Raw genomic sequence first — 13,306 nt, 5'->3', positions numbered from 1 at the left:
CGCCCCGGTTCTCATTGCCGGGAATCAGCCGCCCGCGCGGGGCAGGGGCAGGAACAGTTCGGTCGCGGTGGCGCCGGATACGGGGGCGGGACGGCGACTTGGTTGACAAGCCTGTCCCAGGACGGTCGAGGAAGGTTCGTGGACTCCTCGATGACGTCCGTTCACATCAGAGTAACCAAATGAGCGCTTCCGCGCTCGATGGATCGTGTGCCATGGGTCACTTTCGGCCACCGCGTACGGAAAAGACCCGGCCAGGAAATCATCCCTGCCGGGTCTCCGCACGCCGGGGCGACCGCCCCCGCTCCCCTACCAGTTGGCGGGGGCGTAGTCCTTCAGGAAGCATCCGTACAACGCCTCGCCGGCCTCGCCGCGCACGATGGGATCGTAGACCCGGGCGGCGCCGTCGACCAGGTCGAGCGGGGCGTGGAAGCCCTCCTCCGCCAGCCGCATCTTGTCCGGGTGCGGGCGCTCGTCGGTGATCCAGCCGGTATCGACCGCGGTCATCAGGATGCCGTCCTTCTCGAACATCTCCTGGGCGCTGGTGCGGGTCAGCATGTTCAGCGCGGCCTTGGCCATGTTGGTGTGCGGGTGCCCCGCACCCTTGTAGCCGCGCCCGAACACGCCCTCCATCGCGGAGACGTTGACCACGTAGGAGTGCTTGGCCGCGGTCGCCGCCATGGCCGGGCGGAGCCGGCTGATCAGGATGAACGGCGCGGTGGAGTTGCAGAGCTGGACTTCCAGCAGCTCGATCGGCTCGACCTCGTCGACTGTCTGGATCCAGCTGTTGGTGTCGTGCAGGTCCGGGACGAGACCGCCCGCGTCGATCGCGGTCCCGGCGGCGATCCGGGCCGGCGACGCCGAACCGCTGACCAGGGCCAGGTCCGTGACCTCCTGCGCGCTCAGCGCCTCCTTGCGCGCGGCGGGCAATGCGGCGACCCGGTCGACGCTGCCGCTGCCGAAGGTGCCGATGACCTCGGCGGCGGGCAGCTCACCGGCGGGCAGCGGGGCGGACTCGGCGGACAGCAGTTCGCTGTACGCCTGCTGGGAGCGGCGTACCGTCTGCGCCGCGTTGTTGATCAGGATGTCGAGCGGGCCCTCCGCGGCGACCGAGTCGGCGAGGGCGACGACCTGGGCCGGGTCGCGCAGGTCGATGCCGACGATCTTCAGGCGGTGGATCCACTCGTCGCTGTCCTCCATCGCCTTGAAGCGGCGGATCGCGTCGTTGGGGAAGCGTGTGGTGATCGTGGTGTGAGCCCCGTCGCGGAGCAGCCGCAGCGCGATGTACATGCCGATCTTGGCGCGTCCGCCGGTGAGGAGCGCCCGGCGGCCCGTCAGGTCGGTGCGCGCGTCGCGGCGGGCGCGGTTCTCCCGGGCGCAGTCCTGGCAGAGCTGGTGGTAGAACGCGTCGACCTCGACGTACCGCGTCTTGCACACGTAGCAGGACCGGGGCCGCTGGAGGATGCCGGCGATCTCGCTCCCGGCGGACGAGGACGGCAGGACCCCCTGGGTCTCGTCGTCGATGCGCTCGGCGGAGCCGGTGGCGGTGGCCTCGGTCACCGCCTTGTCGTGCGCGGTCTTGGCGGCCCGGCGCTCCTGGCGGCGGCGCTGCTTCACGGTCCGGTAGATCCCGGCGGTGGCCCGGCGCACCGCGACGGCGTCCGGGTGGTCGACCTCGATGGTGTCGAGTTCGTCCAGGACGCTCAGGCAGACGGCCAGCCGCTCGGGGTCGATGCCGGGACCGAATGTCTCGGCCCCGGCCACGATCGCGGGGCCGTCCTCTGTCACCGTCATCGCCGTTCCTCTGTGCTCGTGCCGCCGGCCTCACCGGGGGCGTGGGGCTCGGTCAAGTTTGCCATGATCCGTGAGCTGCTCCGATCGGGTGAAGGCGGGGCGGGGCGAAGAAGAATGAAAAAGTCTTGTGCCGGTCGCGCATGGCCTCGCGAATCCGGGGCAAGCGGTGTGCGAAGCACTTGGCGACAAGGAGGGGCCCACATCATGGCGACCACGACGGAGCGGACCGACGGAATCCTCGGCGACGCGTGCACGCTCTCCGGACAGAACGGCGCACCGCTCGGCGCGGGGACCGCGGAGCTGCCGTGGATCGAGGACACCGGGAAGGTCGCCCCCAAGGACGCCCGGGCCCTCTCGAAGATGTTCCTGGACCAGCTGCAGACGCTGGAGGAGGGCACGCACGAGTACCAGTACGCGCGCAACACCCTCATCGAGATGAATCTCTCGCTGGTGCGGTACGCCGCTTCGCGGTTCCGCAACCGCGGCGGCGACGACACCGAGGACATCATCCAGGTCGGCACCATCGGCCTGATCAAGGCCATCGACCGCTTCGACCTCTCCCGCGAGGTGGAGTTCGCCACATTCGCCGTCCCCTACATCGTCGGCGAGATCAAGCGCTTCTTCCGGGACACCACCTGGGCGGTGCACGTGCCGCGCCGGCTCCAGGAGCTGCGTGTCGATCTCGCGAAGGCGAAGGAGACGCTGTCGGCGCGGCTGGACCGCGACCCGACGGTCGCCGAGCTGGCCGCCCACCTCGATCTGTCCGAGGAGGAGATCATCGAGGGTCTGGTCGCTGCCAACGGGTACTCGGCGGGATCGCTCGACACCCCCACCACCGAGACGGACTCCGGCAACGAGCAGCGGTCGCTCGCCGATGTGCTCGGTGAGGCCGACCCCGGCATGGAGACCGTCGAGAACCTGCACACGCTGGCGCCCCTGCTGGAGCAGCTGGACGAGCGCGAGCGCCGGATCGTCCAGATGCGGTTCGGTGAGGAGATGACCCAGGCCCAGATCGGAGCGGAGCTCGGGGTCTCGCAGATGCACGTGTCCCGGCTGCTCGCGCGCATCGTCAAGCGGCTGCGGGCCGGCATGTCCGTGGAAGCCTGAATCCCTTCGGGCCGGGCCCGCGGACCCGGCCCGACCCCTTCACCCTCACGAATCGGCCACGCACCGGCGGAGTGTGGACGAAGGCGCGGTGGACGGCGCCCGACGGCAAAGCGGCGGGCGCCGTTCACATATGCTGCGTGCATACCGGCGGGCGGCCCGTACGGTGGCGAGGAGAGGGTGGAGCGTGGCTGAGATGCGCATGAGCGCCCCGGCTCGGCCCCCCGTACCGGAGTCCTTCCCGGTCCAGACGGCACACGAGGCGGACGGCAGGGCCTCGGTCTGGGACGTCGGCGGTACCATCCTGCTGGTCGAGGACGACGCGGGCGACGCGCTGCTCGTGGAGGAGATGCTCGCCGACAGCGAGCTGGACTCGGATCTCACCTGGTGCAAGACCCTGGCCGAGGCGCTGGCCTTCCTGCGGGCCCACCGGGCGCCCGTCTGCGTCCTGCTCGATCTGCACCTGCCCGACGTCCACGGCCTGCGGTCCGTCACACAGATCGTCGAGTCGTCCCCGGACGCCGCGATCGTGGTGCTGACCGGTCTCGCGGAGGCCGACGCCGGCCTGGACGCCGTGGCGACCGGAGCCCAGGACTACCTTGTCAAGGGCCGGCTCGATCCGCAGGCCCTGGCGCGCGCGATCCGGTACGCCCTCCAGCGCAAGCAGGTCGAGCGGGCCGCCTCCGCGCTGCGCGCCAACCAGCTGATCGCGCAGGAGAACGCGCGCCTGGAACGCGGCCTGCTGCCCGTCCCCCTGCTGAACGACGACAGCTTCCAGGCCGTCGCCCGCTACGAACCGGGCCGGGCCCACGGACTGCTCAGCGGTGACTTCTACGACGTGGTCCAGACGTCGGACGGCACGGTGTGGGCGGTCATCGGTGACGTGTCGGGGCACGGAGCGGCGGAGGCGGCGCTCGGAGTGTGCCTGCGGGTCGCCTGGCGCACCGCCGTCCTGTGCGGCACCGACCCGCTGGAGCAGCTCGGGCTCCTGGAGTCGATCCTGGTCGCCGAGCGCTCCGACCCCCATGTCTTCGCGACCGTCACCTCGCTGGCCTTTGCGCCCGGCGGCGACCGCGTCCGCGTCATCCGGGCCGGCCACCCCGGGCTGCTGCTCCGGCACGGCACGGAGGTCGACTGGGTGGAGCCCGAGGGCGGGATGGCGCTCGGGCTGCTGCCCGGGCACGGCCAGTGGTCGGTCACCGATGTGGAACTCGCGCCCGGCGCCGCCCTCGTCCTGTTCACCGACGGCCTCTTCGAGGGACGCACCGGACCCCACAGCCGGCTCGGCGAGGAGGGACTGCTCGGCATGGCCCGGGACCTGGCCCCGCTCGCCGCCCGCCCGTTCGTGGACGCACTGGTCGCGGGCGCCTCGGAGGCGGCGGCCCCGCACGGGGGTCTCGCCGACGACGTCGCCGTCCTGCACCTCGGCTGGAGAAACACCCCCCATGAACAGTGAGATAACGGACCCCTCCGTACAGCCGGCCGGCAGCTGGGCGCGGCTGTCCGTACAGAACTGGGTCCATCTGATCCTGGCCGCCTTCGTCCTCGTCGTCTGCGGCTGCGTGGTCGCGGGGGGCCTGGTCCTGGCCAGCATCTCGGACCGGACCACCGAGCTGGTCGACCGCATCCAGCCGGCCCGCTCCGCCTCCTTCCAGCTCCAGAACGCGCTGCTGAACCAGGAGACGGGGGTACGGGGATTCGCGCTGACCGGTGACGCCTCGTTCCTGGAGCCGTTCGCCTCCGGCAAGAAGGAGGAGACGGAGCGGCTGGCCCGGGTGCGCTCCGCGATGGGCGACGGCCAGCCGTACAACCGCGACCTGGACCGGATCGCCGCCGCCGCCGCGGAGTGGCGCCGGGTGCACGCCGACCCGCTGATCGCCGGCGTCCGGCGCGACGGCCCCGGGGCGCGCTCGTCCGCCAGGACCGCCGAGAGCAAGGCCGCCTTCGACGAGCTGCGGCAGCTGTACGGCACCCAGCAGGCGCATCTCGACGCCGCCCGGGACCTGGCGCGCGGCGAGCTGGACGACGCCCGCCACACCCGCGACCGGGTGCTCGCCGCCCTGCTGATCGTCTTCGCGCTCTGTGTGATCGCCCTCAGCGTGCTGCTCCAGCGCACCGTGGGGCGGCCGCTCAACGCGCTCGCCGAGGCGTCCCGGCGGGTCCGCTCGAGCGGCTTCCGCCGGCAGCGGATCGAGGTGCGCGGGCCCTCCGACGTACGGGCGGTGGCCGCCGCGGTCGAGGACATGCGGGGCAGGCTGGTGGCCGAGCTGGACGCCGCGCAGGAGCGGGAGGACGTGCTGGCGCAGCAGACCGTGGAACTGCGCAGGTCCAACTCCGAGCTGGAGCAGTTCGCGTACGTCGCCTCGCACGACCTCCAGGAGCCGCTGCGGAAGGTCGCCTCGTTCTGCCAGCTGCTGGACAAGCGGTACGGGAACGAGCTCGACGGCCGCGGCAAGCAGTACATCGACTTCGCGGTCGACGGTGCCAAGCGCATGCAGGTGCTGATCAACGATCTGCTGACGTTCTCCCGGGTCGGGCGGGTGCACGACAGCTGGACGCCCGTGGAGCTCGACCGGTCCCTGGACCGGGCGCTCGCCAACCTGGCGTTGGTGATCGAGGAGTCGGGGACCACGGTCGTCCGCGAGAACCCGCTTCCGTCGGTCACCGGCGACCCCACGACGCTCGCGATGATCTGGCAGAACCTGATCGGGAACGCCGTGAAGTTCCGCCGCCCCGACGAGCCGTGCGTGATCACGGTCGGGTGCGAGCGGGAGGGGGACGACTGGCACTTCACGGTCGCCGACAACGGGATCGGTATCGCGCCGGAGTTCGCGGAGAAGGTCTTCGTCATCTTCCAGCGCCTGCACGCCCGTGACGAGTACGACGGGACGGGCATCGGCCTCGCCCTGTGCCGCAAGATCATCGAGTTCCACGGGGGCAGGATCTGGCTCGACCCCGAGTCCCGTCAGGGCGCCCGGATCCACTTCTCGCTGCCCGCCGACCCCGACTCCGCGCCCGCGGAACCGCACACCACCGCACTGCCTGCCGAGACTTCCGGAGACGCCACGTGAACACCCCCGTAGAGCCCATCGAGGTCCTGCTCGTCGAGGACGACCCGGGCGACGAGCTGATGACCCGTGAGGCGTTCGAGGACAACAAGATCCGCAACACGCTCCACGTGGTCCGCGACGGCGAGGAGGCGCTCGACTTCCTCTACCACCGCGGCGCGTACACCGAGGCGCCCCGGCCCGATCTGATCCTGCTCGACCTGAACCTGCCGAAGTACGACGGCCGCCAGGTGCTGGAGCAGATCAAGCAGGACCCGGAGCTCGCGCTGATCCCCGTCGTCGTGCTCACGACCTCCTCCGCCGAGGAGGACATCCTGCGCAGCTACAAACTGCACGCCAACGCGTACGTCACCAAGCCGGTCGACCTGGACCAGTTCATCGCGGCCGTCCGGCAGATCGACGACTTCTTCGTCACCGTGGTGCGGCTTCCCGGCCGCGCGTAATATTCGCTGACGACGCATGGGAGTGGGATCTCCCGACGCGGGTACACGATCACAAGAAAGAGGTCTGCGACCTCCCCGCTGCGCCCTGGCTGGAGCACATGAACGAACAGGCGATCTCCCCGCCGGACGACTCCCCCCGGAGTTGTCCGCCCACGGAGGCATTGCACAGCGCCGAAGTGTTCGACGGCGAGCCGGGGTGCATTTCCCAGGCGCGGGCACTGGCAGACCGCTTTCTCAGCAGACTGGCGTCCGAGTGGATGGCCGTGCTCGGCACGCACACCCGTAACGACCTGATGCTGGCCGTCAGCGAGCTGGTCACCAACGCGGAGCGCTACAGCCACGGTCCGTATCTGCTGGAGCTCGAGGGCACGGCGGAGCGGATCAGCATCACGGTGTACGACAGCAGCAGCGCGCTGCCCGTCTTCTACGCCCCCGACCCGAGCCGCCTGGGCGGCCACGGCATGGAGATCGTGGTGGCCCTGTGCGACCGCGTCACGGCCGAGCGGGTGCCGGTCGGCAAGCGCATCCGGGCCGAGTTCACGCTGAGCAGCTGAGCCGGCCGGGGAGCGCCGGGCAGGCGGCGTCCCGGTCCGGGCTCAGCCCCTGGCGCCGGGTCGGCCGAACCAGTCGATGCACATGACCAGGGCGTCGTCCAGCGTGTCCGACGTCCGGTGTTCCGCCAGTTCACGGAGGACCGCGCCGGGCACGGCGGCCGCCGGCAGCAGCCGGGTGGCGAGGACGGCCCTGGGCAGGCCGCGTGCCGCGAACATCTCGCCGAGCGGTGAGACCGCGTCGTACACCCCGTCGCTGACGAGCAGCAGCCGGTCGCCGGGGCGGGCCTGGAGGTGCTGGACGGCGTACTGCGACTCCTCGAACATCCCCAGCGGGAGCTGGGCGTCCAGCGCGACCCGGGTGACCGTGCGGCCCCGCAGGCGCCACAGCTGCGGGGAGCCCGCGTCCACGGCCTCGACCGATCCGGTGGACAGGTCGAAGCGGAGCAGCAGGGTGGAGACGTGGGCGGCGCCGCGGTGCTGGTCGTAGATGGCCTGGTCGGCCAGGGCCGCCTGGTCCGCGATCCCGATTCCGGCCCTTCTGGCGTTGCGCAGCGCGTTCACGGCGAGGTTGGTGAGGAGGGAGGCGCGGATGCCCTCCCCCAAGCCGTTGGTCACGGCGACGCTGAGCTGGTCGCCCTCCGCCGCCCAGTCGAAGTTGTCGCCGTAGATGGCGTAGGCGGGTTCGAGCTGGGCCCCTATGGCGTATTCGGCGGCGGTGAACGACCTGGCCGGAAGCAGCTGCCACTGCATCTCGGCGGCGAGGGTGAGGCGCGTGACGCGCCGGGCCCGCTGGTAGTGGTCGGTGTCCCGTTCGGCGACGACGATCTCGTGGCCGAGGAGATCCGCCACATGGGTGAGGTCGTCCGTGAGCTGTGGGGTGGCGCGCGCGGAAGGGAGCCGGACGGTGAGGATGCCGAGGCGTTCGCCCCGGACGGTGACCGGGAAGTGGTGGTCGGCCGCGTCGTCGGTGCCGGAGCGGCCCTGGTGCGGGCGCTGGCTGCCGAAGGCGCGGCCCTGGGGGCTGTTGTTCAGGGAGAGCGGCTGGGCGGGACCGTCGCCGGCGTCGACCGGGTTGAGTACGGTCATCGCGTAATCCGCCAGGAACAGCTGCACGGAGAGGGCGCCGTACGACTGCGCGAGGATCGTGCGCACCGTCTCCACCAGGGCATACGGTGGCGCCGCGCGGAGCGCTCGTTCGATATCCGTGGGGGCATTCACGCTGCTTCGCCCATTCTTCGGTGGGTGGCGGGAGCGGAGCCAGGCTGACAGGAGCACGCTACGGGTGACAGAGTGGAAGAATGCCCCACCGCACCGGACTCCCTCACCGCCCTGAACAGGTGTCCGAGGACGTCTGTGCCGCGTCCGAACTTCTGGAGGTGTTGTGGGGACGTGGCCAGGAGGCCGCCGCCCGGGGTGTGGTCTCCCCCTCCCAGCTTCGCGCGCTCCTCGTCATCGAGCAGCAGGAGGGAAGCAACCTGCGCTCGCTCGGGGAGGCGCTCGGCTCGCGGGCGCCCTCGGTGAGCCGGCTGTGCGACCGGATGGAGGCCATGGGACTGGTCCAGCGGGACCCGAGCCCGACGAGCCGCCGGGAGGTCGAGCTGAGGCTGACCCTTCAGGGCCGGGAGCTGCTGGAGGAGTACCGGGCGATCCGCACGCGGGAGCTGACCGCCGTGCTGCAGCGGATGCAGCCCTCCGAGGTGGCCGCTCTGGCCGTGGGGCTGACCGCCTTCCGCTCGGCGGCATCGCAGCGGCTCACCGGTGAGCGGAGTACCGCCGCCCGGCTTCGCGACGATGTCGCGGACAGCGCCTAGCTTCATGCACGCCCCTGCTTCCGCGTTCCGAGGCGCCGCTCGGACGGGCGCTCACGTTGATCGTTCGGTACAGATTGTTGCCCCACGAAGAATGTTGTCAAATGGCAACTGTTACTTTTATCGTTGAGCATTCCCGCCGCGAGCAGGGACGGAGCAGAATCGAACCGTCCGTCCGATCGCGGCGTTACTCCCCCGCCGCCCAGCAACACGAGGTGAACGTGCTTCCACCGCCCAGCGCCGGCCGCGCCATGCAGATCGTCCCACGCCAAGAACGTGGTGCGTTGGTGCTCGCGGTAACCGGTGACCTCGACATCGACAACGTGGCGCCCCTCGGCGCCGCGCTGGAGAACGCGTCGCGGGAGGGTGCCGGGCCGGTCGTCGTCGACCTCTCGGACGTGAGTTTCGCCGACTCCACGACGGTGAACGTGCTCTTGCAGGGACAGGCGGCTCTCGGTCCCCGGCTGCGGCTCGCCGCGCCCTCGGTCTTCATGGAACGGCTGATCTCCGTTCTCGGCCTCGACAGCGCGGTCCCGGTCTTCCCGAGCGTCGCCGAGGCGATCGACCCACCGCTTCCCGCGTAGCGTAGAGGAAAACACCGAGCGCCCTTCTCCCCGTCCGGCGGGGAGAAGGGCGCTCGGCCGTGCGGCCGTCAGGTCAGCCCAGGGCGGGCGGGGCGTCCTGGGGCGAGGTGCCCCACGCCGACGGCTCGTCGCCCACCGTGAAGGAGAGCGAGCGGGCCGAGCGGATGTCGTCCGTGGTCAGGTAGGTGCGCGACTGCGTCGCGCCGTCGAGCCGGGCGGACTGGATGTAGCGGTCGGCGTCCGAGGTGCCGGGGGCGCTGACGGTCAGTGCGCCGCGCGGGTAGTAGCGCCGGTCGAGCCGGATGTCGACGCGCTCGAACGCGGGCGTCGACAGGCCCCAGGTGTCGGTTCCCGGCTGGACCGGGAAGACGCCGATCGACGAGAGCACCATCCAGGCGGACATCGTGCCGAGGTCGTCGTTGCCGGTCATGCCGGTCGGCCCGTTGGTGAAGAGCGTCAGGGCCGCGTGCACCACGTCCGTCGTCTTCCACGGCTGACCGGTGGACAGGTAGGTGTACGGGGCGATGAGGTCGGGCTCGTTCTGCGGGTTGTACTTGTCCGCGTTGTAGTACGCGTACGGGCCGTTCACCCACACCTCACGGGCGGTCTTCGCCGGGTCGGCGAGGAGCTTGTCGTAGGCGAAGAACGAGTCGAGCCGCTGGTTGGCGGCGTCCTTCCCCCCGATGAGGTCGACCATGCCGGGGATGTCCTGCGGAACCATCCACTGGTACTGCCAGGACGTGCCCTCGTGGAAGCCCTCGCTCTGGGCCGGGTCGGCGGGGCCGGTGAACGCGCCGGCGGCGTCGCGGGCGCGGAAGAAGCCGGTCGAGGGGTCGAAGATCTTCCGGAAGTTCTGGGCGCGGGCCTCGTAGCGTGCCGCGTCGGCCCGGTGGCCGAGATCGCGGGCCATCTCGGCGAGCATGCCGTCGGCGAGGGCGTACTCCAGGGTCGCGGAGGCGCCGTGGTCGAAGTCGGAGTCACCGGGCTTCGCGTGCGGCCTGCCCTTGATGTACGGGGCGAAGCCGTCCTTCAGGTACTGGTCGTTGGCCTCGCGGCCCACCGGCGCCGAGTCGGTGGGCGGCACCCCGTCGGCGTTCTTCTTCAGGGCGCGGTACGCCTCCTCCTCGTACCCCTTCAGGAGTCCCTGCTGGTAGGCGTTGGTGAGGAAGGGGGTGACCGGGTCGCCGGTCATGATGTTGGTCTCGACCGTGCCGTAGCCCCACTTGGGCAGCCAGCCGCTCTCCGCGTCGATGCGCAGGACGGATATGGCCATGTCGCGGGATTCGCGCGGAGCCAGCAGCGAGAGCAGCTGGGCCTGGGTGCGGTAGGTGTCCCAGAGGGACCAGTTCTGGTAGTAGGTGAAAGTCCCGTGCGCGTCGACAGCGCGGTGCTTCTTCTGGTCCCAGCCCGTGTAACGGCCGTCCACGTCGCTGCCCACATTCGGCGCGAGGAAGGACCGGTAGAGGGAGGAGTAGAAGGTCCGGCGCAGTTCGTCGCTGCCGCCCTTGGCCTTCACGCCTTCCAGGCGGTCCTCCCAGGTGCGTTCGGCGGCGCGCAGGACGTGGTCGAAGCCGTGGCCGCCCTCGGCACGGAGGTTGAGGGCGGCGCCCCTGGCGTCGACGTAGCTGAGGGCCGTGGTGGCCTCGACGGTGCGGTCCTCGGTGGTGTCGAACCGCAGCCAGGCGCCGTTGTGGGCGTCGGTCGCCTCGGACGTCTTCGCCTCGGTGACCGCGTCGCCGTTCCAGGTGCCGGAGGCGGTGAAGGGGCGGTCGAAGCGGGTGATCGTGTAGACGGTGTACGGCTTGGTGTCCTGGCAGAAGCCGCTGCCGGTGATGGCGGTCCGCACGGTGCGGTTGTCGAGGATCTCCACGTCGGAGGCGAGCGTCCGGTGCAGCGACTGACCCGCGTTGAGCAGGACGTTGGCCTTGTCGGTGGCGGGGAAGGTGTAGCGCTGGACGCCGGTGCGCTCGGTGGCGGTCAGCTCGGCCTCGATGCCGGTCTTCAGCCCGACCTTGTAGTAGCCGGGGCTCGCCTTCTCGTCATCGTGGCTGAACTCCGCCGCGTACTTCGCGTAGTCGGTCTCGGTGACGTCGCCGGTGGTGGGCAGGGTCGGCAGGTCGCCGCCGAGCCCGCAGCCGACGCCGGAGAGGTGGACGGCGGAGAAGCCCCGGATGTGGTTCTCGCCGTAGTCGTAACCGGTGTTGTGGCCGGTGTCCGGCGAGAGCTGCACCATGCCGAAGGGCACGGAGGCGCCGGGGTAGGTGTTGCCCTCGTTCTGGGTGCCGATGAACGGATTGACAAGATCGGTCAGCCGGCCGTCGCTCCGGGGGGCGGCCTCGGCTGTGGCCCCGGGGAGGAGGACACCGCCCAGGAGCGCGGCGGCGGCGAGTACGGCCGCCGGGCCGCGCAGCCCCGGCCGTGGGGTCCGATGCATGGGGAGTCTCCTTAGGACAACGTTGTCAGAGCGCGATCATTCTTGGTTTCCGCCGTGACCGCGTCAAGGGGTCGGACGGATACTCGCGTGCCGGTCGCGTGAAGGCGGCCGTCGCGCAAGATCCTTCTGACGTCCGCCGCCGAGAGGACTACCGTCAGGAGGAGGACACCCGGACCACTGCCGTACTACCAAAGCAGTACGCCGGATCGCCGCCTCAGGGACGACGACGCGGCGGCTGGAAAAGGGGATCGTGGTGTACATGAGTTCCCTTGCGCTGTCCGTGCTCCTGTCACTGGTCTCCGCGGTCGCCTACGCGGCCGGGGCGATCGTCCAGGAGCGCGTGGCCACCGCCTCCGACGGCCGCTCCCTCGCACCGCTGCGCAACCGGGTCTGGTGGGCGGCGGTCTCGCTGAACGGCCTGGGCGCCGTCCTGCACGTCGTTGCGCTCGCGTACGGCCCGCTGAGCCTCGTGCAGCCGCTGGGGGCGCTCACGATCGTCTTCGCGCTGCCGATGGCCGCGTTGTTCGTACGCCGCCGGGCCGGGGCGACCGCCTGGCGGGGCGCGGTCATGGCGACGGTGGGTCTGGCCGGGCTGCTGGCGCTGACGGGCAGCTCCGACGCGCACAGCCTGGGCGCTCCGCAGCAGTTGATGCTGGCGGTGGTGACGTTCGGCGCGGTGGCCGCGCTGGTCCTGCTCTCCCGGGCGATGCGCCGGCCCGTGATGCGGAGTGTGGTGCTGGCCGGGGCGGCGGGCGTCGCGTTCGGCATCGCCTCGGTGTACACGAAGACCGTGGCCATGGAGTGGACCGCGGGCGCCGTGAAGTCCGGGCTGATGCCACTGCTGGTGATCGCCGCGCTGGCGGGCTCGGGCCTGCTGCTGTCCCAGGCGGCCTACCGGGGCGCGGGGCTGACGGCTCCGCTGGCCACGGTGACCGTGGTGAACCCGGTGGTGGCCGCGGCGGTGGGCATCACGCTGTTCGGCGAGCAGTTCCGGCACGGGGTCGCGGGCACGGTGCTGGCCCTGGTGTGCGGCGCGGTCGCGGCCGGCGGGCTGATCATGCTGACCACGGAACGGATGAGCGCGGAGCGAGGGGTGCCGGATGCGCCGGAGACCGCGGACGCGGCAGACGCGGCGGAACCCGCGGATTTCGCCGCGCCCGCCGGGCCGCCGGCCTCGACGGGCATCCTGTCTCGCACGGTGGAGCCGGTTCCGGCCGCCGTGGCCGGTCCGGGGCCGGCGGCTCCGCGGACTCCTCCCGCGGCGCTGCCCGTGCGGATGCCGCTGGAGGGCCTGGCCGGCCGGGTGGAGTTCGGCACTCCCCCGGGCGCAGGGCGCAGGGCCGCCGGGGAGGCCGGTGACGGGGGCGTTCAGACCTTGACGCCGCCCGCCCTGAGGTAGGCCAGCGGGTCGATGTCGGAGCCGTAGTCGGGGCCGGTGCGGACCTCGAAGTGCAGGTGCGGGCCTGTGACGTTGCCGGTGGCGCCGGAGCGGGCGATCCGCTGGCCGCCGCCGACGTGCT

Annotated in this window: 12 protein-coding genes; 8 read left to right on the top strand and 4 right to left on the bottom strand. The window is 71.2% G+C overall.

Translation table 11 applies throughout. From position 1 onward, the window contains the following. Positions 1–306 precede the first annotated feature (306 nt). Positions 307–1,791 carry an SDR family NAD(P)-dependent oxidoreductase gene (locus ABZ565_RS06120; protein ID WP_361020943.1) on the bottom strand — a complete coding sequence of 495 codons (1,485 nt, stop codon included), beginning with the start codon at positions 1,789–1,791 and terminating at the stop codon, positions 307–309. A gap of 204 nt (positions 1,792–1,995) precedes the next feature. Here ABZ565_RS06120 and ABZ565_RS06115 point away from each other — a divergent pair, with 204 nt between their 5' ends. From ABZ565_RS06115 to ABZ565_RS06095, 5 genes are all read left to right on the top strand, one after another. Next, positions 1,996–2,898 carry an RNA polymerase sigma factor SigF gene (locus tag ABZ565_RS06115; protein ID WP_361020941.1) on the top strand — a complete coding sequence of 301 codons (903 nt, stop codon included), beginning with the start codon at positions 1,996–1,998 and terminating at the stop codon, positions 2,896–2,898. A gap of 193 nt (positions 2,899–3,091) precedes the next feature. Next, positions 3,092–4,351, top strand: coding sequence for a SpoIIE family protein phosphatase (locus ABZ565_RS06110; protein WP_361021172.1), 1,260 nt, complete (start codon positions 3,092–3,094; stop codon positions 4,349–4,351). Beyond that, on the top strand, positions 4,341–5,966 hold the full coding sequence (locus ABZ565_RS06105) for a CHASE3 domain-containing protein (RefSeq protein ID WP_361020939.1): 1,626 nt from the start codon (positions 4,341–4,343) through the stop codon (positions 5,964–5,966). The genes ABZ565_RS06110 and ABZ565_RS06105 overlap by 11 nt, the downstream gene beginning before the upstream one ends. Next, positions 5,963–6,406 carry a response regulator gene (locus tag ABZ565_RS06100; protein WP_361020937.1) on the top strand — a complete coding sequence of 148 codons (444 nt, stop codon included), beginning with the start codon at positions 5,963–5,965 and terminating at the stop codon, positions 6,404–6,406. The genes ABZ565_RS06105 and ABZ565_RS06100 overlap by 4 nt, the downstream gene beginning before the upstream one ends. A 98-nt stretch (positions 6,407–6,504) precedes the next feature. Beyond that, entirely contained in the window at positions 6,505–6,960 is a 456-nt protein-coding gene (locus ABZ565_RS06095) for an ATP-binding protein (protein ID WP_361020935.1), read from the top strand. Between the two features lie 42 nt (positions 6,961–7,002). On the opposite strand, the gene ABZ565_RS06090 is transcribed toward ABZ565_RS06095, so the two are convergent. Then, on the bottom strand, positions 7,003–8,178 hold the full coding sequence (locus ABZ565_RS06090) for a PP2C family protein-serine/threonine phosphatase (protein ID WP_361020933.1): 1,176 nt from the start codon (positions 8,176–8,178) through the stop codon (positions 7,003–7,005). A gap of 80 nt (positions 8,179–8,258) precedes the next feature. On the opposite strand from ABZ565_RS06090, the gene ABZ565_RS06085 reads away from it, so the two are divergent. Both ABZ565_RS06085 and ABZ565_RS06080 read left to right on the top strand, forming a co-directional pair. Then, complete coding sequence (locus ABZ565_RS06085) at positions 8,259–8,771, top strand: MarR family transcriptional regulator (RefSeq protein ID WP_361020931.1); 513 nt, start codon at positions 8,259–8,261, stop codon at positions 8,769–8,771. Between the two features lie 248 nt (positions 8,772–9,019). Then, positions 9,020–9,352: an STAS domain-containing protein gene (locus ABZ565_RS06080; RefSeq protein WP_361021170.1), complete on the top strand. Its 333-nt coding sequence runs from the start codon at positions 9,020–9,022 to the stop codon at positions 9,350–9,352. 73 nt (positions 9,353–9,425) lie between these two features. On the opposite strand, the gene ABZ565_RS06075 is transcribed toward ABZ565_RS06080, so the two are convergent. After that, positions 9,426–11,786: a GH92 family glycosyl hydrolase gene (locus ABZ565_RS06075; protein ID WP_361020929.1), complete on the bottom strand. Its 2,361-nt coding sequence runs from the start codon at positions 11,784–11,786 to the stop codon at positions 9,426–9,428. Positions 11,787–12,036: 250 nt separating this feature from the next. Here ABZ565_RS06075 and ABZ565_RS06070 point away from each other — a divergent pair, with 250 nt between their 5' ends. Next, positions 12,037–13,185, top strand: coding sequence for a DMT family transporter (locus tag ABZ565_RS06070; RefSeq protein ID WP_361020928.1), 1,149 nt, complete (start codon positions 12,037–12,039; stop codon positions 13,183–13,185). Here the strand turns inward: ABZ565_RS06070 and ABZ565_RS06065 are convergent. Beyond that, a partial coding sequence (locus ABZ565_RS06065) for a peptidoglycan DD-metalloendopeptidase family protein (protein ID WP_361021168.1) occupies positions 13,155–13,306 on the bottom strand: 152 nt, incomplete at its 5' end. The genes ABZ565_RS06070 and ABZ565_RS06065 overlap by 31 nt on opposite strands.

The sequence above is a fragment of the Streptomyces sp. NPDC016469 genome (assembly GCF_040632905.1).
In the GTDB taxonomy this organism is placed as follows: Bacteria; Actinomycetota; Actinomycetes; order Streptomycetales; family Streptomycetaceae; genus Streptomyces.
The sequence above is the reverse complement of the archived record's forward strand: the minus strand, read 5'-3'. Positions and strand labels throughout refer to the sequence as shown.